This is a genomic window from Streptomyces sp. NPDC005728, assembly GCF_040630895.1.
Lineage (GTDB): Bacteria > Actinomycetota > Actinomycetes > Streptomycetales > Streptomycetaceae > Streptomyces.
In genome coordinates, this window is the sequence record NZ_JBEXYL010000042.1 from 59,467 (window position 1) to 80,066 (window position 20,600).

A 20,600-nucleotide genomic window follows, 5' to 3' on the forward strand; every position below is an offset into this window, starting at 1 on the left:
CCCGCCCGCCCGATAGCCTCTCCGCATGAGCAGGCCTGCCACCTTCGTCCCGCCCCCCGGTGCCCGTGCGTACTCCCTGCGGACCGCGCGCGGTGAGTTCGCCGTCGTCGACGCGCCCGTGGCCGAAGGCGTCGAGCCCAGGGGCGTCGCGCTGCTGCTGCCGGGGTTCACCGGGAGCAAGGAGGACTTCAATCCGCTGCATGTGCCGCTGGCCGAGCGCGGATACCGGACCGTGGCCGTGGACGGGCGCGGACAGTACGAGTCGGACGGGCCCGAGCGCGACGAATCCGCCTACGCGCAGGAGGAGTTGGCCCGGGACGTGCTGGCACAGGCGGAGGCGGTCGGGACGCCCGTGCATCTGCTGGGGCACTCGCTCGGCGGGCAGATCTCGCGTGCGGCCGTGCTGGTGGACCACTCCCCGTTTCTGTCCCTCACCCTGATGGCCTCGGGGCCGGCGCAGATCTCGGTCTCCCAGCAGCAGCGTGTGAAGCTGCTGCGGGACGCGCTCGGCGTGATGTCCATGGCCGAGGTCTGGCACGCGATCCAGGCGATGGAGACGCCCGAGGAGACCGACACGGGCGGGCTCGACGACGGCCTGGACAACCAGGAGGATCTGCGGCGCCGTTGGCTGGGCAACAAGCCCGCCCAACTCCTCGCCACCGGACGCCAGTTGTGCACCGAGCCGAACCGAGTCGCCGAACTGGCCGCCGTACCGCTGCCGTTCCATGTGCTGTCGGGCGCACTGGACGACACCTGGCCGCTGACGCTGCTCGACGAGATGGCGGCGCGGCTCGGGGCGCGGCGGTCCGTCATCGACGGGGCCGAGCACTCGCCCAACACCGACCGTCCGCTCGACACGGCACGCGCGGTGGCCGACTTCTGGGACGAGCACCCGGGCTGAGCCCTGACGACGAGTCCCGCGGTCGGCCCGATCCGCCGGACAGGCCCTAGTACTGCGTCTGCAGGTGCTCCCAGAAGCCGTCCCGGAGGGCTCGGCGCAGGTCCGCCTGGCCGCGCAGGGAGTACTGGAGCAGGCTCTCGGCCTCGACCAGCAGGTCCTGGTCGACGGAACCGGGCAGGTAGGGGTGGCCGGGGAGCAGTTCACCGAGGGCCTCGCGGCCACGCGCGGACAGCCACTTCGCCGCGATCTGTGCGCCGACGAAGCGAACGTCCTCGCGGGTGGGCCGGGTTCCGGCGGCGGCCTCGTAGGCGGCGGCCGTGCGCCGGGAGACGTACGGCTTGAAGAACTCCAGGTCGAGGGTGCGCTGGCTGTCGACCTCCCAGAGGAGCGCCTCGGCCTGGTTGCGGCCCTCGGACGCCTCGATGCCCCACAGGTGGACGCGGGCGCCGTAGCCCTGGGCCGCCTCCACCGCCGACACCAGGTCCTCGTCGCCGCCGAGCAGGGCCGCGTCGCTGATCGCGCGGTGGCGGGCGAGGGACTCCAGGTCGGAGCGGATGAGGGAGTCGACGCCCTTCTGCTGGTTGTTGGCGTTGAGGTTGCCGAGGCGGACCTTGACGTCGGGCAGTTCGGCGATGGACTGCTGCTCGGCGGTGTGGATGCGGCGCCGGGCGCCGTCGTACCAGTAGACGCGCAGCAGCCGGCTGTCCGCGAAGATCGTGCGGGCCCTGTCGATGAGCGCGTCGATCAGGCCCTCGGCATCGAGGTCGAAGGCCCGCCGGTCCTCCGTCCCGGCGATCAGTCGGCCCGCGGCCGCATACAGGTATCCCGCGTCGACGAAGATCGCGTGGGTCGAGGGCGTCTTCGCCACCTCGGCGAGCATGCGCTGCAGCAGCTCGTTGGTGTGGTCGATGCGGGCGGCGAGGGCCGCCAGGTCGTCGTTCATCGCTTCCATTGTCCCGGCGGTCACGCTGCGAACACAACCGGTCCCGCTCAGTCCCGCGGCGACCGCTTACCAGTCGGTAATTAGCCGTTCGAAAAATTTCTTTAGCGTAGGGAATGTTTGTAACACACAGCCCGTTGACTCATACGTACAGCACGACACACCAGTAGTTCTCCTCAGGAGGATGACCAGACGAAGGGAGAAGCCATGCGCTTCGAAATCATGCGACTCGACGAGGTCGACGGCACCACCGTGGACAGCACCGTCGTGGACGCCGCCTCCGTCAACCGGATCGTTCAGCAGGCCGCCGCGATAGGGCAGCGTCTGTGGATCCGCCCGGCCGAGACCCCGGCCTCGTAAGGCGCACACCACTCAAGCTTTCCGGGGGAGCCGAGCCCACGTCTCAGCTCCCCCGGATCACCTGAGTGACGCCGTTGATGATCTGCTGCACCGCGATCGCGGAGAGCATCATGCCCGCGAGCCGCGTCACGAGGACGACGCCGCCGTCCTTGATGACCCGGATGATCAGCAGCGAGTAGCGCATCACCAGCCACAGCACGACGTGGATCGCGAGGATCGCGGCCCACACCGAGACCTGCGTGGCCACACTGTCGGCCTTCTGCACGGCCAGGATCACGGACACGATGGCACCGGGCCCCGCCAGCAGCGGCATGCCCAGCGGCACGAGGGCGACGTTCACGTCCTTGGTCTGCTTCGGCTCGTCGGTCTTGCCGGTGAGCAGGTCCAGCGCGATCAGCAGAAGCAGCAGACCACCCGCGATCATCAGCGCGGGGACGGATACGTGCAGGTAGTTCAGGATCTGGTGGCCCAGGAGGCCGAAGACGGCGATGACCCCGCCCGCCACACAGACGGCCTGGAAGGCCATCCGCTTCTGCACCTTGGCGGGGCGCCCCGCGGTCAGCGCGAGGAAGATCGGGGTGATCCCGGGGGGATCCATGATGACAAAAAGGGTCAGGAACAGGGAGCCGAAGACGGCGACGTCGAACATGAGGGAAGTACAGGCCTTGAAGGAAGAAGAGAAACGGGCGTGAGGTGGCGCGGGGTCGAACCCCGAGGGTCTCAGACCCCGCCGGTACCCGGGACGGGAAACGCGCCGGTGGCCCGCCGGATGATCTCCCCGTACACCTCGGGGTCCGTCGTGTACTCGCCCAGCGACACGGTCTTGCGGCTGCCGTGGTAGTCCGAGGACCCCGTGACCAGCAGCCCCAGGTCCTTCGCGAGGCCCCGCAGGCGGGTGCGGGCGTCGGCGTCGTGGTCCATGTGGTCGACCTCGATGCCGTCCAGGCCGGCAGCGGCCATCTCGGCGATCGCGGACTCCGGCACCGTACGGCCGCGCTTGGCGGCGGCCGGGTGCGCGAAGACGGCCACGCCGCCCGCGCCCTTGACCAGCCGGATCGCCTCGAAGGGGTCGGTCTCGTGCTTCTCCACGAAGGCCCGGCCGCCGTCGGCCAGCCACTCCTCGGTGAACGCGTCGCTCACCGTCGGCACCACGCCCAGCTCGACGAGCGCGGTGGCGACATGCGGACGCCCCACGGAACCGCCGGCGGCGATCCGCTCGACCTGCCCCCAGGTGACCGGCACGCCCAGCGCGTTCAGCTTGGCGACCATGCCCTGGGCCCGCGGCACCCGGTCGTCCCGGACCAGCTCGCGCTCGGCGAGCAGGGCGGGCTCCTCGGGGTCGAAGAGGTAGGCCAGCATGTGCATGGAGATGCCGTCGACACGGCAGGACAGCTCGGCTCCGGTGACCAGGGTGAGCCCCTCGGGCAGCGCGGCGGTGGCCTCGGCGTACCCGCGGGTGGTGTCGTGGTCGGTCAGCGCGACGACGTCCAGACCGGCAGTGGCGGCATTGCGCACCAGCTCGGCCGGGGTGTCCGTACCGTCAGAAGCCGTGGAGTGACAGTGCAGGTCGATGCGCACGACGTGTACTCCAGGCGGTGACGGACGGAGGGGGACACCTAAGGATAGCGGCAGGACAGCGATGCCCTGTCACACCCGCACATCGCCATCACCCCCTACACACACCCGCCCAAGGGGCGCCGCCGAACGTCACCCGCCCGGCCGAAGCAGGACCGGCGACAACGCCCCGCACGGCACCAGGTCCAGCTCCGCCCCCGCATCCCGCAGATCCGTCAGCACCAGCTCGTCGTACATGAGCAGACCCGACTGCACGGGCCAGACCACCGCCCACAGCCACAGGCCCAGCGCCTCGCCGGCGAAGACCGCGCGGTCGTCGGGGGCCCCGGCGACATGCCACAGCGGAGTCGGCCGACCGGCGGCCAGGACCTTGGCCTGGGGCGGCTTCTCGACGTTCATGTACGACCCGGGGTCCGGGCCGTCGATGCCCGCGTACCCCGCACCGAGGCCGACGCCGAGTTCCTCGGCGACCAGGATCAGCTCGCCCATGCCGCCCAGCGGGCCGGGGCCGGAGCAGGCCACGGCGGTGGCACGGCCGCCGCTGCGGTCGTCCCCGGCGTACGTCACACCGGTGAACAGCCACCCGACCGGCAGCGGCCACGGCATCCACACCGGCACCTGCGTGCGGTGCACCACGACATTGAGCGCCTCGACGCTGGGCGGGATCACGGGCTGCAGCGGCTGCACCGTCCCGTGCACATCACACTGCCAGGAATCGGCGAAGAGTCCGGGAGCCCTGACCCGGCCACCACACTTCGGGCAACTGGGTTCGCCCCTCATAGGGCTCCACGGTCCTACCCCGACCGGCCCACGTCAAGGACGATCACCCGTCCGGACGGAACACACGGCCGAACGGAAGACACGGCCACGCGGAACACACGGCTGCCCCACCGGGAAAAATTAGATGCATCTTGCATTAATTAGCTCCGCTAACTTACTATGTGCATAATCCAACTATCTGCTTGTCGGGACGGGAGAAGCACATGGACCCCTTCGACGCGGGTGCCGGCGGCATCCTGCGACAGCCCAAGGCGGTCTGGGCCACGACCGGCGCCTCCGTCGTCGCCTTCATGGGCATCGGTCTCGTCGACCCGATCCTGCCGTCCATCGCCCGGGGTCTCGACGCCACCGCCGGCCAGGTGTCCCTGCTCTTCACCTCGTACTTCCTGATCACCGCGGTGGCGATGCTGCTGACCGGCTTCGTCTCCAGCCGCATCGGCGGCCGCAGGACGCTGCTGCTCGGGCTCGCGTTCGTGGTCGTCTTCGCGGGCCTGGCCGGCACCTCGGGCTCGGTCGCCCAGCTCGTCGGGTTCCGGGCCGGCTGGGGGCTCGGCAACGCCCTGTTCGTGTCCACCGCCCTCGCGGTCATCGTGGGCGCGGCAGCCGGCGGCAGCGCTGCGGCGATCCTGCTGTACGAGTCCGCGCTCGGCCTCGGCATGGCCTGCGGCCCGCTGCTCGGCGCGGTCCTCGGCAACGTCAGCTGGCGCTACCCCTTCTTCGGCACGGCCACGCTGATGGCGATCGGCTTCCTGTGCATCACGGCGTTCCTGAAGGAGCAGCCGAAGCCGGCCCGCAGGACCTCGGTGCTGGACCCGGTCAGGGCGCTCGGTCACGGCGGCCTCGCCTCGGCGGCGGTCTCGGCGTTCTTCTACAACTACACGTTCTTCACCGTGCTGGCCTTCACGCCGTTCGTGCTGAACATGACCCCCTACCGCTCGGGTGCGGTGTTCTTCGGCTGGGGCGTACTGCTCGCCGTCTTCTCGGTGATCGTGGCGCCGCGGATGCAGCGGCGGTTCGGCTCGCTGAAGGTGCTCGGCGGCTCACTGGTGCTGCTCGCGGCGGACGTGCTCGTGCTCGGCTACGGCAACCACACCACGGCCGTCGTCTGCACGATCCTGTCCGGCGCCTTCATCGGCGTGAACAACACGGTCTACACCGAGCTGGCCCTCGGCGTGTCGGACGCGCCGCGCCCGGTGGCGAGCGCGGGCTACAACTTCGTCCGCTGGTTCGCCGCCGCCGCGGCACCGTACTTCGCACCGAAGATCGAGGAGTGGAGCGACATCCACATCCCGTTCGTGGTCGCGGCGGCCACAGCGGTGCTCGGCGCGGTCGTGGTCGTCGTACGGCGCAAGGCGCTCACCGACGAGGCCGCGGAGCTGGAGAGGGCGCACGCCCCCGAGGACGGTGTCACCGTCTTCGCCAACTGACCGAATCCAGCCTTGCGTTGGTGAGATCAGTCACTTCCGGATCAGTCGAGCGGCACAGATCTACGGGCGGGATCCCGCAGATCCGTGCCGTTCGCCAGCCAGCGCTCCTGGAGGGCTCCCGCGCCGTGCACCCGCTTCCAGGCGGCCTCGTTCGGGGTCATCGGCAGCAGCGGCAGGAACCGTACGGGATCCATCGGATCGTCCAGCTCCAGATCCTCGACCAGCCCGCCGGGTTCGGCCACCAGGACCGAGGAGAAGGGAGCACCGGGCCACAGCGGCCCGCCCACGTCCAGGGAGGCGCCGGGGGCCACGACCACACCCTCTACCTGCGGGGACGCGGCGAGCACGGCGAGCGGGCGGAGCACCTTGTCGGTGTCCGCGACGCCCGCACGGACCGACAGGACCAGCTCGGCGCGGGGGCCCTTGACGGGGTCGGCGAGCACGGCGGTGGGATCCGTCATGGGGTGCGCGGACATGCCGAGCGAGGCGTAGCGGACCACGGCTCCCTCCCGATCGGAGTCCCGGAACCGGAGCACCTCGATGCGGTCCGTACCGAGGAAGGTGACCGCGGCACGCGCGTCCGGTTCGCCCAGCGTGGTGGTCAACCGCGCCTCGACCAGAGGAAGAACATCAACCATGCGGTGAGCATAGAACTCGTCAGCAGCGGGCAAAGCGGCGCCTTGACACTATGGGCTGCTGCTACGCTGAGCCGGTAGTTCGGGGCAGCACGCAGAAGCGTCGCTATCGAGTCCCGACGCCGATGAGACTCCCTTACGAGGGACCGGCCGGAGGAGGTGGGGCTGTCATGGATCGAAGTCGACCTGGTAGTACCACTCGCTCTTCCGGCTGCTGATGTAGTTCCTGGCTGGCTGCCGCCTTCACGCTCGCTTCGTCGTTCGGAAGAGCACTTCATTTCGCTTTGCCTGATCCGTCTGACCTGAATCAGTTCTGCATCAGCAGCGAAGTCGCCACCGCGATGGTGCGGTGCTCCCCGCTTTGTGGACGTGCCAAACATCCGCAGTCAGGACGTCCCCATTCCGGGTAGTTCCACCCGTTGCCGTGCACTTTCGCTGCTCGCCTGCGAAGGAGCCTGCCCATGTCGATGATCCGTGACCTGCGTGCCGCGGTCCGTCCCTCGGCCCGTCCGTCGCTGCGCAAGGAGACGAGCGCGCCCTACGACACCACGCGCGACCCCGCCACGCCCTCGGCCGTCGTGGACTGCGCGGTCTACCGCGACGGAGCCCGTGTGGAGAGCGCCAAGCCGCTGACGCCGCACGAGGCGATGCGGCTGGTGCGCCGCGACGGCGGGTTCGTGTGGATCGGCCTGCACGAGCCGACCGAGGCCGAATTCGCCGGTATCGCGAGCGAGTTCGGACTGCACCCGCTGGCCGTGGAGGACGCGGTCCAGGCCCACCAGCGGCCGAAGCTGGAGCGGTACGACGACTCGCTCTTCACCGTGTTCAAGACCATCCACTACGTCGAGCACGACCGGCTCACCGCCAACAGCGAGGTGGTGGAGACCGGCGAGGTCATGTGCTTCACCGGCCGGGACTTCTTCATCACGGTCCGGCATGGCGGCCAGGGCTCCCTGCGGGCGCTGCGCCACCGGCTGCAGGACGACCCCGAGTTGCTCGCGAAGGGCCCCTCGGCCGTGCTGCACGCCATCGCCGACCATGTCGTGGACGGCTACATCGCCGTCGCCGACGCGGTGCAGGACGACATCGACGAGGTGGAGACCGAGGTCTTCTCGCCCGGCCGCAGGGGCGGGGTCTCGCGCGGTGTGGACTCGGCGCGGATCTACCAACTCAAGCGCGAGGTGCTGGAGTTCAAGCGTGCGGTGGCTCCGCTGCTGCGGCCGATGCAGCTGCTGAGCGAGCGGCCGATGCGGCTGGTCGACCCGGACATCCAGAAGTACTTCCGGGACGTCGCCGACCACCTCGCCCGGGTCCAGGAGCAGGTGCTGGGCTTCGACGAACTCCTCAACTCCATCCTCCAGGCCAACCTCGCGCAGGCGTCGGTCGCGCAGAACGAGGACATGCGCAAGATCACCGCCTGGGCCGCGATCATCGCCGTACCGACGATGGTGTGCGGGGTGTACGGCATGAACTTCAAGTACATGCCCGAGCTGCACTGGAAGTACGGCTACCCGGTGATCATGGGCATCACGGTCGCGCTCTGCCTCGGTATCCACCGCACCCTGAAGCGCAACGGCTGGCTGTGAGCGGGCCTGGATAGGCTGGGCGCATGACAAGCGAGCTGCTCGACCTGGCCCTGATCGAGGAGGCCACCAAGAAGTCCGGCCTCATCTGGGTGCGGGGTGCCGACGCTCCGGCGGCGCGTGCGCTGTGGCACGTGTGGCACGAGGGTGCGGTGTGCCTGGTCGGCGACGGGCTCGGAGAGCAGCCGCTGCCCGGCCTGGCCGACGGCGGCTCGGCCGAGGTGACCGTGCGCAGCAAGGACAAGGGGGGCCGGCTGGTGACCTGGCCGGCGACCGTGTCCGAGCTGGCTTCCGGCTCGCCGGAGTGGGAGGCGGCAGTGGCCGAACTGAAGGGGAAGCGGCTGAACGCCCCCGACGGCGAGGAGATGCCGGGCCGCTGGGCCCGCGAGTGCCGGGTGCTCCGCCTGGTGCCGACGGGGTCGGTGGCCCCGTTGCCCTCCGACAACCTGGCGGAACGCCCGCTGCAATCCCCGGCGACGACGCGTCAGCCGATCCCGGCGGGGCTGCCGCGGCTGCTGGCGAAGCGCCGCAAGCGGTGACGCCGGGGCCCGGACGGCGTTCGGCACCGCCGGAAAAGTCCGTCGCGGCTGATCACCTCGCGGCGGAGAGAACCAGCTGACCGGAACCGGTCACGACGTCGGCAGCTGCTTCCCGTAGTCGACCGTCTCGGACTTCGCGGGCTCGGCGGCGGAGAAGTCCTTGCCCCAGTCCGAGAAGCTGAGCGTGCCCGCGCCGCCGCCCCGTACCAGGCGGAGCGGGTAGGGCTTGCCGTCGAGGGAGACGTCGAGGGTGCCGCCGGAGCCGGCGTCGCCGGTGATGCGGATCGTGCGGGTGCCCGACTGATCGTGGTGGCCGTCCGTCACCAGCTTGCCGTGCAGGGTCAGCAGACCGTCGAGGAGCACAGCCTTGTCCGTGAAGCCGCTGAACTTCTTGTACGCGGGATCGCCCTGCGGCACCTTGACGTACTTGCCGTCGAGCTTGCCGGCCGACGCCGTGTCCCCGCCGTGGCTCCAGAAGTCCGCGTCGGCCTTGAGATACAGCTGCTTGCCGACCCGCAGCAGCCCGAACGTGGCACCCTGGGACGTGACCGAGCCGGTGCCGCCGTCGGCCTTGAGCTGCATGTCCAGCTTGTACGTGCGGCCGCTGGTGACCACGGTCCCGGCAAGCCGCACCGCGGGCGCCGCCTCCGCGGCAGCCCGGGCTTTCGCCTGGATCTGGCCGGCCGACAGCTTGCCGACGCCGTTGGTCCCCGCGTCGGGATCCTCGCTGCTGCACCCCGTCAGCACCATCGCTCCCGTCACGGCCAGTGCACATGCCGCACTCGCCAGCGCGGCCCGGCGGGTACGGCCCTGGGGAATCGCAGTCACAGGTGGAGCTGCCTTTCTGACGAGTCCGGAGCGGCGTACCGCAGCGTACCGGGGCTTCGCATGCCCGGCGGAGCCAGTCCGTCCGGACCGCCCACCAGGGCATATCCGATCGGTACGGGCTAGCCTGAAGCGCACGCGCGCGGGCAGAAAACAGCAATTCCCACGCAATGCGAGCAAAGGAAGCACAGCCATGGCAGCCGGTGCCCCGCGGATCTTCGTCTCGCACCTCGCCGGGGTCCCCGTCTTCGATCCGACCGGCGACCAGGTGGGTCGCGTACGCGATGTGGTCGTCATGCTGCGCGTCGGACGACGGCCCCCGCGCGTCCTCGGACTGGTCGTCGAACTGTCCACCCGGCGCCGCATCTTCCTGCCCATGACCCGGGTGACCGGCATCGAGTCCGGGCAGGTCATCACCACCGGCGTGGTCAACGTGCGCCGCTTCGAGCAGCGCCCCACCGAACGGCTGGTCTTCGGAGAGCTGCTGGACCGCCGGGTGAAGCTGGCGGAGACCGACGAGGAGGTCACCGTCCTGGACCTGGCCGTGCAGCAGCTGCCGGCCCGCCGGGACTGGGAGGTCGACCGCGTCTTCGTCCGGCGGGGGAAGAAGGGCGGCGCCTTCCGGCGGGCCAGGGGCGAGACGCTGACCGTGGAGTGGTCGGCGGTCACCGGCTTCTCCCTGGAGGAGCACGGACAGGGCGCCGAGAGCCTGCTCGCCACCTTCGAGCAGCTGCGCCCCGCCGACCTCGCCAACGTCCTGCACCACCTCTCCGCCAAGCGCCGCGCCGAGGTCGCCGCCGCCCTGGACGACGACCGCCTCGCCGACGTCCTGGAGGAGCTGCCCGAGGACGACCAGATCGAGATCCTCGGCAAACTGAAGGAGGAGCGCGCGGCCGACATCCTGGAGGCCATGGACCCGGACGACGCGGCCGACCTGCTCGCCGAGCTGCCCGAGGAGGACAAGGAGCGCCTGCTGAGCCTGATGGAGCCCGCCGACGCGGCCGAGATGCGGCGCCTGATGTCGTACGAGGAGCACACCGCGGGTGGCCTGATGACCACCGAGCCGATCGTGCTGCGCCCCGACGCCACCGTCGCCGACGCGCTCGCCCGGGTCCGCAACCAGGACCTCTCCCCCGCCCTCGCCGCCCAGGTGTACGTCTGCCGCCCGCCCGACGAGACCCCGACCGGCAAGTACCTGGGCACCGTCCACTTCCAGCGCCTGCTGCGCGACCCCCCGTACACCCTGGTCAGCTCGCTGGTCGACGACGACCTGCAGCCCCTCGAACCCGACGCCACCCTGCCCGTCATCGCCGGGTTCTTCGCCACGTACGACATGGTCGCCGCGCCCGTGGTGGACGAGTCCGGGTCGCTGCTCGGGGCGGTGACCGTGGACGACGTCCTCGACCACATGCTGCCCGAGGACTGGCGGGAGACCGAGTTCCACCTGGACGAGGAGGACGGGGCGGCGAACGAGGGGGCGAGCGCCCATGGCGCCTGAACGCGAGAGCAACCGCGAGCGCACCCCGACGGGCGCCACGGCCGCCGGCCGGCCCCGCACGCCCCGCCTGGACCAGCCGCGCCCGCCGCGGCGCCGGTTCCTGCCCGAGTGGGACCCCGAGGCCTTCGGCCGGCTGTCGGAGAAGATCGCCCGCTTCCTGGGCACGGGACGCTTCATCGTCTGGATGACGGTCGTCATCATCCTGTGGGTGGTCTGGAACATCGCCGCGCCCGCCACCTTTCGCTTCGACAACTACCCGTTCATCTTCCTGACCCTGATGCTGTCCCTGCAGGCCTCCTACGCGGCCCCGCTGATCCTGCTCGCGCAGAACAGGCAGGACGACCGCGACCGGGTCAACCTGGAGCAGGACCGCAAGCAGAACGAGCGGTCCATCGCCGACACCGAGTACCTGACCCGGGAGATCGCCGCGCTGCGCATGGGACTGGGCGAGGTGGCCACCCGCGACTGGATCCGCTCCGAGCTGCAGGATCTGGTCAAGGAGATGGAGGAACGGCGGCACTCCGACGGCCACCCCGGTCATGTCGTATTCCCGGCAGAACGGTCAGAACGGTCGCCGGGACGTGACGCAGACGACCGCTGAGGGACTACCCGGAGGCACCTCGGGGCGCCGTACCATCGTCTTTATGGCTACGGAAGACGCGGTGCGCGAGGCACTGGCGACGGTGAACGACCCCGAGATCAACCGACCCATCACCGAACTGGGGATGGTCAAATCGGTGGATATCGGCGCGGACGGAGCGGTCGCGGTGACCGTGTACCTGACCGTCTCCGGCTGCCCCATGCGCGACACGATCACCCAGCGGGTGACCGAGGCGGTCTCCCGGGTCGAGGGCGTCACCCGGGTCGACGTCACCCTGGACGTGATGAGCGACGAGCAGCGCAAGGAGCTGGCGACGGCCCTGCGCGGCGGCCAGACCGAGCGCGAGGTCCCCTTCGCCAAGCCGGGCAGCCTCACCCGGGTCTACGCGGTCGCCTCCGGCAAGGGCGGCGTCGGCAAGTCCTCGGTGACGGTGAACCTGGCGGCGGCGATGGCGGCCGACGGCCTGAAGGTCGGTGTGGTGGACGCCGACATCTACGGCCACTCGGTGCCGCGCATGCTGGGCGCGGACGGCCGTCCGACCCAGGTCGAGAACATGATCATGCCGCCGTCCGCGAACGGCGTGAAGGTCATCTCGATCGGCATGTTCACCCCGGGCAACGCCCCCGTGGTCTGGCGCGGCCCGATGCTCCACCGCGCCCTGCAGCAGTTCCTCGCGGACGTGTACTGGGGCGACCTGGACGTCCTGCTCCTGGACCTGCCGCCCGGCACCGGCGACATCGCGATCTCGGTGGCACAGCTCGTCCCGAACGCCGAGATCCTGGTGGTCACGACGCCACAGCAGGCGGCCGCCGAGGTGGCGGAGCGGGCCGGCTCCATCGCCGTCCAGACCCACCAGAAGATCGTCGGCGTGGTCGAGAACATGTCCGGGCTGCCCTGCCCGCACTGCGGCGAGATGGTCGACGTCTTCGGAACCGGCGGCGGCCAGATGGTGGCGGACGGCCTGACCCGCACGACGGGAACGTCCGTCCCCGTCCTCGGCAACATCCCCATCGACGTCCGCCTCCGCGAGGGCGGCGACGAGGGCAAGCCGGTGGTCCTGACCGACCCCGACTCCCCTGCGGGCTCGGCCCTGCGAGCCATCGCGGGCAAGCTGGGGGGACGCCAGCGGGGCCTGTCGGGCCTGTCTTTGGGCATCACTCCGAAGAACAAGTTCTGAACCACCCAGAGGCGCGGGGAACTGCGCGAAGGGGCGCCGAGAACCACCGGCGCCCCTTTTCTCATGCGTGGGTTCCGATTCTCATGCGTAGGTTCCGATGTCCTTCACCACGGCGAACCCGAGACCGTACGCGCTCATCCCCCGCCCATAGGCCCCGACATGCACGCCGGCCCCGGTGGAACCGGCCAGCACCCACCCGAACTGGGACTCCCGGTAGTGGAACGGTGTGGGCACCCCGTCGACCGGCAGGGACAGCGTGGACCACTCGGGCCCCTCGAGATCGTCGGCCAGAGCCCACGCGGTCTCCGTCTGCTGCTCCAGCCAGTCGTCCCGCAGACTGTGGTCCATCTGCCCGGGCCAGGTGAACGACAGCAGCCCCACACCCGCCAGCCATGCCGCCGAGGAGACCGACGTCGCCTCCAGCAGCCCCGTACCGTCGGCACTCCTCCGGGACGGATTCGCGGCCACGGTGACCACGACCGCGAACTTCTCCCGGGGCTCGTCCGGGGACGCGGCCACGTGCTCGTTGCGGACGGTGGGCTCGTCACCGTGCCCGATCGACCCGTGCTCGACCGCACCGTCCGCTGCCGTGCCGACCTGCATCAGCCAGCGCGGCCCCGTGAACGCCTCGTCGAGGCCGTACCAAGGAAAGGGCGCCTGGAGGTAGCCGCCCACCGTGCGCCGAGCGGAGGGGAGCTGTTGTCCGCCCTCCGCGGCCGGCGCCTGCGCGCCCACCCGACTCGTCGTCTCCATCTGCCCGGACGCCTCCTCGATCTCGTCGGACCGGGGCTGCCCGCCCCCCTTCGGGCGTACTCGTCCGGTCCGCACAACAACTCGGCAGCATATCCACACCGCTGAGAGCAGCAGGGAAAGCGCCCGGCGCGTGGGTCGCGCAGGGGGGCCTGTGCGCGCCGTGTACGGCGGGTAGGGGCCATGAGCGGGTCCGCGCTATGAAACGCGTCACGCACCCCGCTCGGTGCGTGTGTCGGGGCCCCTGGGCGGCGTCGGCTAGGTGGCGTCGGCGTCGAAGGGCGGACGCTCGTCCTTGTCCGTTTCCTCGGGCTTCTTGGTCATGTCGACGCGCCCGCCGGACGAGGAGGAGGAAGGCGAGGACGAGGCGTCGCTCTCGCGGCTGTGGACCGCGTCCGTGACCTCGGCCATCTCCTTCTTCAGGTCGAAGCCGTTGCGGATCTCCTTCAGCCCCAGTTCGTCGTTGTCCAGCTGCTTGCGGATGAACGTCTTGGGGTTGAGGTCCTCGAACTCGAAGTCCTTGAACTCGGGACCCAGCTCGTTACGGATGTCCTGCTTGGCGCTCTCCGAGAACTCGCGGATCTTCCGGACCGTGCGCATCACGTCCTGGATGACCTTCGGGAGCTTGTCCGGACCGAAGACGAGCACGGCGAGCACAATGATGGTGACCAGCTCGAGTGGTCCTATGTCATTGAACACCTGACGCTCCCAATGCGATGTCCTCGGTCGCTCAACGGTACCCGGCGTACCTGGCAGACCGGTACCGTCCCGAGGTGAGACTTCAGTAGTTGTGCGCGATTGTCAGTCGTGCTCCGAAGCGCCCAGTACGAGGGAGACCTCCCGCTGTCCGCCGTGTTCGACCGTCAGGCGCAGCCGGTCGCCGGGCCGGTGGGCGCGGATCCTGACGATCAGTTCCTCACCCGAGTGGACGCGCTGCCCGTCGACCTCGGTGATGACGTCGCCCGCCCTGAGACCGGCCCGGTCGCCGGGGCCGCCCCTGGTGACGGCGGAGCCGCCGTCACGGGCCTTGGTGTCGATGCGGGCGCCGTCGCCGGTGTAGCCCATGTCGAGGGTGACGCCGATGACGGGGTGGGTGGCATGGCCCTTGTTGATCAGTTCCTCGGCGACCCGCTTGGCCTGGTTGACCGGGATGGCGAAGCCGAGGCCGATGGAGCCGGCCTGTCCCTTCCCGGAGTCGGAGCCCTCGTCGGCCGAGCGGATGGCGGAGTTGATGCCGATGACCCGGCCCCGGGAGTCGAGGAGGGGGCCGCCGGAGTTGCCGGGGTTGATCGGGGCGTCGGTCTGCAGCGCGTCGACGTACGACACGTCGCTCCCGTCGCCCTTCTCGCCGCCGGCCGTGATGGGTCGTTCCTTGGCGCTGATGATGCCGGAGGTGACGGTGTTCGCCAGGTCGAAGGGGGCGCCGATGGCGACGACCGGGTCACCGACCTGGACGTCGTCGGAGTTGCCGAGGGGCATGGGGGTGAACCCGTGGACGCCGGTGACCCGGACGACAGCCAGGTCGTAGCCGCTGTCACGGCCGACGACCTTCGCCTTGGCGGTCTCGCCGCTGCTGAATGTCACGGATATCTCGCCGCCGGACGCGGCGGGCTGGACGACGTGGTTGTTGGTCAGGATGTGTCCACGGGCGTCGAGCACGAAGCCGGTGCCGGTGCCTGCCTCGTCGACGCCGCTCACGTGCAGCGTGACGACGCTGGGCAGGGCCCGGGCGGCTATCCCGGCGACACTGTCCGGCGCCCGTCCCGCAGGCGCCGGTCCGGACTGCGGCAGCTGTACGTCGCCCACGCCCTCGCGCTCGACATAGGCGCCGACGAGTCCGCCGATGCCGCCGGAGACCACGGCGACGAGCAGCGTCCACACGAGGGCGATCCGCAGGGACCGCTTGCGCCGCTGTTCCTTGGTGAGCACCGCGGCGCCGGTCTGCTGCAGCGGCCCGTGCACGGGGGGCTGCTGCCCGGCAGCGGAAGCGGCCCAGGGGTCGTACCGCCGCCAGGGATCGGCGCCCGCCCCCGCCGGACCGCCGGCCCCCGTCTCCACCCCGGCCACGACCTGCTCCACGGGCGCATGCCCGGCAGACCCCTCCGACGGGGCCACCACCGCGTCTGCCGGCACGGACGGCACCGGCTGCGTGGGAGCGGGCGCGGGTGCAGGCATGACCGGATCCGCGGGCGCGGGCGCCACGGCGTCCGCCGGTGCGGGCGAAGTCGGATGCATCGGAGCAGCCCCGGGCGCAGGCGCGACCGGATCCACAGGCACGGACACGGGCACGGGCGCCACGGCGTCCACCGGTGCTGGCGCGGGCGGAACCACGGGCACCGGTGCCTGGGGAGCCATCAGAGCCGGTGCCTGAGGAGCCGCCGGTTCGGAGGCAGCCGCCGGCTCCGGTACGGCCGGCGTCGCCGGTACGGCCGGAGCCGCCTGCGCTGGCGGAGCCGAGTGTGTCGGTACGGACGGGCTCTGGGGTGGGGTCGTCGCGGGGTGCTGGACCGGTGGGGCGGGGGCCCAGGGGCCCGGCTCGCCGTACGGCGGGGTGCTGTAGGGGTCGGGGTCGTGCAGGGGCCTGGGACGCTCGGGGGGCGGTGCGGCGGCGGAGCCCGCCCCGGTCGGCGCGGGCTTCGCCAGCTCGAAGTCACCGTCGGCGGGCCTGGCCGGTGCCTCTCCCGCCGACGTCTGCTCCCCGTGTTCCCCCTGCTCCCCCGGCGGGACGGACGTCGGGTTCCCCTCGTTCATGCTCTCCCCACGGCTGGCCGCGGCCGCGCGCGTCGGCGGTGGCAGCGGAACGTCGACTCCGTGCCCGGGTCAACGCCACGGGCACGGCCTCACAGGATTCAACCAGGTTCGGTGGCCGTGGCGCAGCGGCAGGTCAGGGTGCCTGTTGGGGGGAGGAAGGGAAGGCCGAGGGTCTGACGGGAGCGGAGGGGGTGTCGGGGACGGGGGCGGACAGCAGGCCGGGGGTGGTCGCCTGGGGTGTCGCCGACAAGGCGGTCAGGGAGAACGGAGAGATCTCGCTCAGCGGGCGTATCAGCGGGGAGATCGCCGCCGCACCGGCCATCACCGGTGTGCCCAGGTCGTGCGGGGCGCCCTGCACCTGCCCGGTGGCCGGGGCCGGCACTCCGGGCACCAGCGGCGCGGACAGGGAGGTCGGCGCCACCGACGTCTGGCCGAGCAGGCTGCTGCCCTGGGCGAGCAGCGGTCCCACCGGGCGGCGTCGCTGGGCGTCGGACGTCGCCGCGCCCCCGCCCGTGCCCGCCGAACGCGTCGGGGCCACATTGCCGGAGCCGGAGCCGCCGCGGCCGTCCGCGGCCACGTCGCCGGGGATGGCGGTGGTCACGCCGCCGAGGGCCACGGCCGCCAGAGACACCGCTCCGGCGGCGGCGAACGCGAACCGCAGTCCGCGCGAGGCGGAGCGGTCGGCGTCCGGGCGGCCGACGGGATGGATACGGAAACCGCGCTCCTCCGGAGCGACGGGAGCCGCGGAATGAGCGGTGACGGCGGGGACGTAGCGGAACTCGAAACGCTCGCCGCGCCTCAGCCCGAAGACCCCGCCCTCGGGGTCCCGCCCGAAGAGTCCGCCCCCGGGCGCCTGCGTGCCGTCGCCGTCGGGGTCACCGCCCCCGGGAAGGCCCTGGAGGCGGGCCAGGAAGCTCTCGGAGGGCGGCGGCGGGGCCGCCTCCGCGAACACGTTCTTCAGTCGGCGCTGGGCGTCCGCCTCCGCCTTGCACCGGGCACAGGTGGCCAGGTGCGCGAGGACACGCTCACGCGACTCATGACCGAGCTCTCCGTCCACCAGGGCGGAGAGCCGGTCTCCCAGGTGCTGCTCGGCGAAGTGCGCCTGCGCAGGTTTCGGCTGAGATCCACTCACGCGGTCGCGCCCCCTCCCCCCAGAGCGGGGACACGGGCCACGAAAGAGCGCCGCTCGGCCCTGCGCGCCTCGGGCGACCGGTGGGCGAGGGCCTTGCGGAGCTGGGAACGGCCGCGATGGATACGGGAGCGGACCGTGCCGAGCTTCACGCCGAGGGTCGCGGCGATCTCCTCGTACGACAGTCCTTCGATGTCGCACAGGACGACCGCGGCGCGGAACTCGGGGGCGAGGGTGTCCAGGGCCTGCTGGACGTCCGCGTCGAAGTGGGCGTCGTTGAAGACCTGCTGCGGGGTGGGCTCGCGGCTGGGCAGGCGCTCGGCCGCGTCCTCGCCGAGGGCGTCGAAGCGGATGCGCTGCTTGCGCCGGACCATGTCCAGGAAAAGGTTGGTGGTGATGCGGTGCAGCCAGCCCTCGAAGGTGCCCGGCGAGTACGTCGACAGCGAACGGAAGACACGGACGAAGACTTCCTGCGTGAGGTCCTCGGCGTCGTGCTGGTTGCCCGTGAGGCGGTACGCCAGCCGGTAGACCCGGCCGCTGTGCGTGCTGACGATCTCCTCCCACGTGGGCGGAGTCCATGCCTGCCCGTCCGCGTCGGTGGAGAAGGTCGCGGTCTGGGTTTCGCCTGCGGCGATACCGGCGGCGTGGCTATGGTCAGCAGCGGTGTCGGTCACGGATTTCGGCCTGCCCGCCGACCCGAGAAAGCGCCTCAGCACTCCTCCCCGGTCCCCGGGCGCGGCCGCACCTCCCCTGTCGGCTCTGGTGGTGTCCAGTGGAGCCCCTACCATAGCCACCTCGCCCGTTAGCTCCGGATAAGCGGTTTTACGAGAATTTGATACGCGCTGATACAGCTCATAGGGCTGCGTCAGCATGTGCTCGGCGTCCTGATCCACCTCATACCCCCCGTCGCGTCCCGGGCCACCGGCTCATCCCTATAAACGCCCGGTCCCATCTGCGGGTTCCCGGGGCCAACGGATACAGTCACGCCCAGGCAACCACGGGGACAGGAGAGGGTCATTACCGGCAACCGGCAGACGAGCTGGGCGTTCGCCGACGCCTTTGTCGCCGAGGACGAAGCGCTGCGCTGGGCCCGCGACCGGGCCCGCGAGGCAGGGCTGCGCTCGGTGTCGCCCGGCACGGGCGCCGCGCTGCGACTGCTCGCCGCCTCCGTGGACGCGAAGGCGGTCGCGGAGATCGGCACCGGCTGCGGGGTGTCCGGAATCCATCTGCTGCACGGCATGCGCCCGGACGGGGTGCTCACCACGGTCGACCCGGAGCCGGAGCACCAGCAGTTCGCCCGGCAGGCCTTCCGTGCCTGCGGCTTCGCCAGCAACCGGGCCCGGTTCATCCCCGGCCGTGCCCTGGACGTGCTGCCCCGGCTCGCGGACGCCGGATACGACCTCGTCTTCTGCGACGGGGACCGGCTGGAGTACTCGGACTACCTCGCTGAATCGTTGCGCCTGCTGCGTCCGGGCGGTCTGGTCGTCTTCGAGGGCATCTTCGCCAACGGCCGGACGGTCGACTCGAGGCCGCAGCCGACCGAGGTGCTGCGACTGCGCGAGCTGCTGCGCACGGTGCGGGAGAGCCAGGAGCTGGTGACGTCTCTGCTGCCGGTGGGCGACGGCCTGCTGTGCGCGGTCAAGCGGTGAACGCCGGGATGCCGGCGTCCGGGAACACGGCTGCCCCGGCACCGCATTCGATGCCGGGGCAGCCGTAAGGACTGGATCTCGGGGGCGTCAGACGACGACCTTCTTGAGGGCGTCGCCGAGCGCCTCGGCCTCGTCAGGGGTCAGCTCGACGACGAGTCGACCGCCGCCTTCGAGCGGAACGCGCATGACGATGCCCCGCCCCTCCTTGGTCACCTCGAGCGGGCCATCGCCCGTCCGCGGCTTCATGGCCGCCATGCTCGTTCCCCTTCCTGAAACCAGCTCATCGTCTGCCGACGGCCCAGGCAGGGCAACCCTCAGCCCGGAACGGACACGCGACACCGGCATCGAACACATTGCTTCCAAGCCATTATCCCGCATCTCAGGACCCGATGACCAACATCAGTCGGCATCGCTTGGGCAACGCGCGCGAGCAAAACCACTCAATTCGGGGATGTGGCTGCGATACTGCGCCGCCCCACGGGCGCCCTTCGACCGACTCCACTCCGGTTTTCTTTGACGCAGGTCACACCTCGGCTCCGGCCCTTGGACCGCGATCTCCGCCATGCTGTCCTTCGGACAGGGACGTACTGAGCGGTACGTCACCAGCGATGACACCGAGGGGATGCGCCATGGCCGACACCGTGCTCTACGAGGTGAGCGACGGACTCGCGACGATCACGCTGAACCGCCCCGAGGCGATGAACGCGCTGAACGTCGCGACCAAGGTCGCCCTCCGGGAGGCGGCGGAATCGGCGGCCGGGGACACCGCCGTACGGGCGATCCTGCTGACCGCCGCCGGTGACCGGGCCTTCTGCGTGGGCCAGGACCTCAAGGAACACATCGGGCTGCTGGCGGCGGACCGCGAGGCGGGCTCCGGGCAGACGATGAGCACGGTCAAGGAGCACTACAACCCGATCGTGAAGGCGCTGGCCGGGGCGCCGAAGCCGGTGGTCGCCGCGGTGAACGGGGTCGCGGCCGGCGCGGGCTTCGGCTTCGCGCTCGCCGCGGACTACCGCGTGGTGGCCGAGACCGCCGCGTTCAACACCTCGTTCGCGGGCGTCGCGCTGACCGCGGACTCCGGCGTCTCCTGGACGCTGCCCCGGGTGGTCGGTCCGGGTCGCGCCGCCGACCTGCTGCTCTTCCCGCGCAGCATCAGCGCACAGGACGCGCTGGAGCTGGGCATCGCCAACCGGCTGGTGCCCGCCGCCGAGCTGCGCGCCGAGGCCGAGAAGGTGGCACGGTCCCTGGCCGAGGGCCCGACGGTGGCCTACGCGGCGCTCAAGGAGGCGATGGCCTACGGCCTGACGCACTCCCTCGCCGAGACCCTGGAGAAGGAGGACGAGCTGCAGGCGCGGGCGGGGCAGTCCGAGGACCACGCGATCGCCGTACAGGCCTTCGTGAACAAGGAGAAGCCCAAGTATCTGGGCCGCTGAGTCGCTCCGCTCGGGCGCGGGTCGATGGGGGTCTGGGGGCTGCGCCC

22 protein-coding genes are annotated in these 20,600 nt (G+C 70.9%); 10 read left to right on the forward strand and 12 right to left on the reverse strand.

Annotated elements, in window-relative coordinates:
* The first annotated feature begins 25 nt into the window (after nucleotides 1–25).
* Nucleotides 26–901, forward strand: a complete 876-nt coding sequence (locus tag ABZ471_RS26385) for an alpha/beta fold hydrolase (protein ID WP_359069517.1) — start codon at nucleotides 26–28, stop codon at nucleotides 899–901.
* 46 nt (nucleotides 902–947) lie between these two features.
* Here ABZ471_RS26385 and ABZ471_RS26390 read toward each other — a convergent pair whose 3' ends face one another.
* A complete protein-coding gene (locus ABZ471_RS26390; protein ID WP_359069554.1) occupies nucleotides 948–1,853 on the reverse strand; it encodes an NYN domain-containing protein in 906 nt (301 codons plus the stop codon).
* 195 nt (nucleotides 1,854–2,048) lie between these two features.
* Between ABZ471_RS26390 and ABZ471_RS26395 the strand changes: the two genes are divergently transcribed.
* Entirely contained in the window at nucleotides 2,049–2,201 is a 153-nt protein-coding gene (locus ABZ471_RS26395) for a hypothetical protein (protein ID WP_330337947.1), read from the forward strand.
* A 43-nt stretch (nucleotides 2,202–2,244) separates the two neighbouring features.
* Here ABZ471_RS26395 and ABZ471_RS26400 read toward each other — a convergent pair whose 3' ends face one another.
* The 3 genes from ABZ471_RS26400 to ABZ471_RS26410 all read right to left on the reverse strand — a co-directional run bounded on the left by ABZ471_RS26400 (nucleotide 2,245) and on the right by ABZ471_RS26410 (nucleotide 4,556).
* Nucleotides 2,245–2,850 carry a MarC family protein gene (locus tag ABZ471_RS26400; RefSeq protein ID WP_359069519.1) on the reverse strand — a complete coding sequence of 202 codons (606 nt, stop codon included), beginning with the start codon at nucleotides 2,848–2,850 and terminating at the stop codon, nucleotides 2,245–2,247.
* Nucleotides 2,851–2,921: 71 nt separating this feature from the next.
* On the reverse strand, nucleotides 2,922–3,779 hold the full coding sequence (locus tag ABZ471_RS26405; protein WP_359069521.1) for a PHP domain-containing protein: 858 nt from the start codon (nucleotides 3,777–3,779) through the stop codon (nucleotides 2,922–2,924).
* Nucleotides 3,780–3,908: 129 nt separating this feature from the next.
* Entirely contained in the window at nucleotides 3,909–4,556 is a 648-nt protein-coding gene (locus ABZ471_RS26410) for a DUF6758 family protein (RefSeq protein WP_359069523.1), read from the reverse strand.
* Between the two features lie 203 nt (nucleotides 4,557–4,759).
* On the opposite strand from ABZ471_RS26410, the gene ABZ471_RS26415 reads away from it, so the two are divergent.
* Complete coding sequence (locus ABZ471_RS26415) at nucleotides 4,760–5,983, forward strand: MFS transporter (RefSeq protein WP_359069525.1); 1,224 nt, start codon at nucleotides 4,760–4,762, stop codon at nucleotides 5,981–5,983.
* 41 nt (nucleotides 5,984–6,024) lie between these two features.
* On the opposite strand, the gene ABZ471_RS26420 is transcribed toward ABZ471_RS26415, so the two are convergent.
* Nucleotides 6,025–6,621, reverse strand: a complete 597-nt coding sequence (locus tag ABZ471_RS26420; RefSeq protein WP_359069526.1) for a suppressor of fused domain protein — start codon at nucleotides 6,619–6,621, stop codon at nucleotides 6,025–6,027.
* A 458-nt stretch (nucleotides 6,622–7,079) separates the two neighbouring features.
* On the opposite strand from ABZ471_RS26420, the gene ABZ471_RS26425 reads away from it, so the two are divergent.
* Nucleotides 7,080–8,204, forward strand: coding sequence for a magnesium and cobalt transport protein CorA (locus ABZ471_RS26425; RefSeq protein ID WP_359069528.1), 1,125 nt, complete (start codon nucleotides 7,080–7,082; stop codon nucleotides 8,202–8,204).
* A 23-nt stretch (nucleotides 8,205–8,227) separates the two neighbouring features.
* Nucleotides 8,228–8,740, forward strand: coding sequence for a hypothetical protein (locus ABZ471_RS26430; protein WP_359069529.1), 513 nt, complete (start codon nucleotides 8,228–8,230; stop codon nucleotides 8,738–8,740).
* A 90-nt stretch (nucleotides 8,741–8,830) separates the two neighbouring features.
* On the opposite strand, the gene ABZ471_RS26435 is transcribed toward ABZ471_RS26430, so the two are convergent.
* The gene (locus tag ABZ471_RS26435) at nucleotides 8,831–9,568 is read right to left on the reverse strand and encodes a hypothetical protein (RefSeq protein ID WP_359069531.1); all 738 of its coding nucleotides are present in this window, start codon (nucleotides 9,566–9,568) and stop codon (nucleotides 8,831–8,833) included.
* Between the two features lie 190 nt (nucleotides 9,569–9,758).
* On the opposite strand from ABZ471_RS26435, the gene ABZ471_RS26440 reads away from it, so the two are divergent.
* The 3 genes from ABZ471_RS26440 to ABZ471_RS26450 are packed head-to-tail and all read left to right on the forward strand — an operon-like array spanning nucleotide 9,759 to nucleotide 12,841.
* On the forward strand, nucleotides 9,759–11,063 hold the full coding sequence (locus ABZ471_RS26440) for a CBS domain-containing protein (RefSeq protein WP_359069532.1): 1,305 nt from the start codon (nucleotides 9,759–9,761) through the stop codon (nucleotides 11,061–11,063).
* Nucleotides 11,053–11,664 (forward strand): DUF1003 domain-containing protein, encoded by a 612-nt coding sequence (locus ABZ471_RS26445; protein WP_359069534.1) that lies wholly within the window; start codon nucleotides 11,053–11,055, stop codon nucleotides 11,662–11,664. Before ABZ471_RS26440 ends, ABZ471_RS26445 begins: the two co-directional genes overlap by 11 nt.
* A 43-nt stretch (nucleotides 11,665–11,707) precedes the next feature.
* Nucleotides 11,708–12,841 (forward strand): Mrp/NBP35 family ATP-binding protein, encoded by a 1,134-nt coding sequence (locus tag ABZ471_RS26450; protein ID WP_359069536.1) that lies wholly within the window; start codon nucleotides 11,708–11,710, stop codon nucleotides 12,839–12,841.
* 81 nt (nucleotides 12,842–12,922) lie between these two features.
* On the opposite strand, the gene ABZ471_RS26455 is transcribed toward ABZ471_RS26450, so the two are convergent.
* The 5 genes from ABZ471_RS26455 to sigE all read right to left on the reverse strand — a co-directional run bounded on the left by ABZ471_RS26455 (nucleotide 12,923) and on the right by sigE (nucleotide 18,187).
* On the reverse strand, nucleotides 12,923–13,594 hold the full coding sequence (locus ABZ471_RS26455) for a hypothetical protein (protein WP_359069538.1): 672 nt from the start codon (nucleotides 13,592–13,594) through the stop codon (nucleotides 12,923–12,925).
* A 255-nt stretch (nucleotides 13,595–13,849) separates the two neighbouring features.
* On the reverse strand, nucleotides 13,850–14,290 hold the full coding sequence (locus tag ABZ471_RS26460) for a sec-independent translocase (protein WP_359069540.1): 441 nt from the start codon (nucleotides 14,288–14,290) through the stop codon (nucleotides 13,850–13,852).
* A gap of 102 nt (nucleotides 14,291–14,392) precedes the next feature.
* Complete coding sequence (locus ABZ471_RS26465; protein ID WP_359069542.1) at nucleotides 14,393–16,342, reverse strand: trypsin-like peptidase domain-containing protein; 1,950 nt, start codon at nucleotides 16,340–16,342, stop codon at nucleotides 14,393–14,395.
* A gap of 133 nt (nucleotides 16,343–16,475) precedes the next feature.
* On the reverse strand, nucleotides 16,476–17,474 hold the full coding sequence (locus tag ABZ471_RS26470) for a zf-HC2 domain-containing protein (protein WP_359069544.1): 999 nt from the start codon (nucleotides 17,472–17,474) through the stop codon (nucleotides 16,476–16,478).
* Entirely contained in the window at nucleotides 17,471–18,187 is a 717-nt protein-coding gene (sigE, locus tag ABZ471_RS26475) for an RNA polymerase sigma factor SigE (RefSeq protein ID WP_359069546.1), read from the reverse strand. The genes ABZ471_RS26470 and sigE overlap by 4 nt, the downstream gene beginning before the upstream one ends.
* 234 nt (nucleotides 18,188–18,421) lie before the next feature.
* On the opposite strand from sigE, the gene ABZ471_RS26480 reads away from it, so the two are divergent.
* Nucleotides 18,422–19,120, forward strand: a complete 699-nt coding sequence (locus ABZ471_RS26480; RefSeq protein WP_359069556.1) for an O-methyltransferase — start codon at nucleotides 18,422–18,424, stop codon at nucleotides 19,118–19,120.
* Nucleotides 19,121–19,207: 87 nt separating this feature from the next.
* Here the strand turns inward: ABZ471_RS26480 and ABZ471_RS26485 are convergent, their stop codons facing one another.
* A complete protein-coding gene (locus ABZ471_RS26485; RefSeq protein WP_018544333.1) occupies nucleotides 19,208–19,375 on the reverse strand; it encodes a DUF3117 domain-containing protein in 168 nt (55 codons plus the stop codon).
* 374 nt (nucleotides 19,376–19,749) lie between these two features.
* On the opposite strand from ABZ471_RS26485, the gene ABZ471_RS26490 reads away from it, so the two are divergent.
* Nucleotides 19,750–20,553 carry an enoyl-CoA hydratase-related protein gene (locus tag ABZ471_RS26490; RefSeq protein WP_359069547.1) on the forward strand — a complete coding sequence of 268 codons (804 nt, stop codon included), beginning with the start codon at nucleotides 19,750–19,752 and terminating at the stop codon, nucleotides 20,551–20,553.
* Nucleotides 20,554–20,600 lie beyond the last annotated feature (47 nt).

Coding starts and splice junctions, on each gene's coding strand:
- ABZ471_RS26385 (WP_359069517.1), top strand. CDS start 26: ATGAGCAGGCCTGCCACCTTCGTCCCGCCCCCCGGTGCCCGTGCGTAC.
- ABZ471_RS26415 (WP_359069525.1), top strand. CDS start 4,760: ATGGACCCCTTCGACGCGGGTGCCGGCGGCATCCTGCGACAGCCCAAG.
- ABZ471_RS26455 (WP_359069538.1), bottom strand. CDS start 13,594: ATGGAGACGACGAGTCGGGTGGGCGCGCAGGCGCCGGCCGCGGAGGGC.
- ABZ471_RS26430 (WP_359069529.1), top strand. CDS start 8,228: ATGACAAGCGAGCTGCTCGACCTGGCCCTGATCGAGGAGGCCACCAAG.
- ABZ471_RS26410 (WP_359069523.1), bottom strand. CDS start 4,556: ATGAGGGGCGAACCCAGTTGCCCGAAGTGTGGTGGCCGGGTCAGGGCT.
- ABZ471_RS26390 (WP_359069554.1), bottom strand. CDS start 1,853: ATGGAAGCGATGAACGACGACCTGGCGGCCCTCGCCGCCCGCATCGAC.
- ABZ471_RS26400 (WP_359069519.1), bottom strand. CDS start 2,850: ATGTTCGACGTCGCCGTCTTCGGCTCCCTGTTCCTGACCCTTTTTGTC.
- ABZ471_RS26445 (WP_359069534.1), top strand. CDS start 11,053: ATGGCGCCTGAACGCGAGAGCAACCGCGAGCGCACCCCGACGGGCGCC.
- ABZ471_RS26420 (WP_359069526.1), bottom strand. CDS start 6,621: ATGGTTGATGTTCTTCCTCTGGTCGAGGCGCGGTTGACCACCACGCTG.
- ABZ471_RS26395 (WP_330337947.1), top strand. CDS start 2,049: ATGCGCTTCGAAATCATGCGACTCGACGAGGTCGACGGCACCACCGTG.
- ABZ471_RS26485 (WP_018544333.1), bottom strand. CDS start 19,375: ATGGCGGCCATGAAGCCGCGGACGGGCGATGGCCCGCTCGAGGTGACC.
- ABZ471_RS26465 (WP_359069542.1), bottom strand. CDS start 16,342: ATGAACGAGGGGAACCCGACGTCCGTCCCGCCGGGGGAGCAGGGGGAA.
- ABZ471_RS26440 (WP_359069532.1), top strand. CDS start 9,759: ATGGCAGCCGGTGCCCCGCGGATCTTCGTCTCGCACCTCGCCGGGGTC.
- ABZ471_RS26450 (WP_359069536.1), top strand. CDS start 11,708: ATGGCTACGGAAGACGCGGTGCGCGAGGCACTGGCGACGGTGAACGAC.
- ABZ471_RS26490 (WP_359069547.1), top strand. CDS start 19,750: ATGGCCGACACCGTGCTCTACGAGGTGAGCGACGGACTCGCGACGATC.
- ABZ471_RS26425 (WP_359069528.1), top strand. CDS start 7,080: ATGTCGATGATCCGTGACCTGCGTGCCGCGGTCCGTCCCTCGGCCCGT.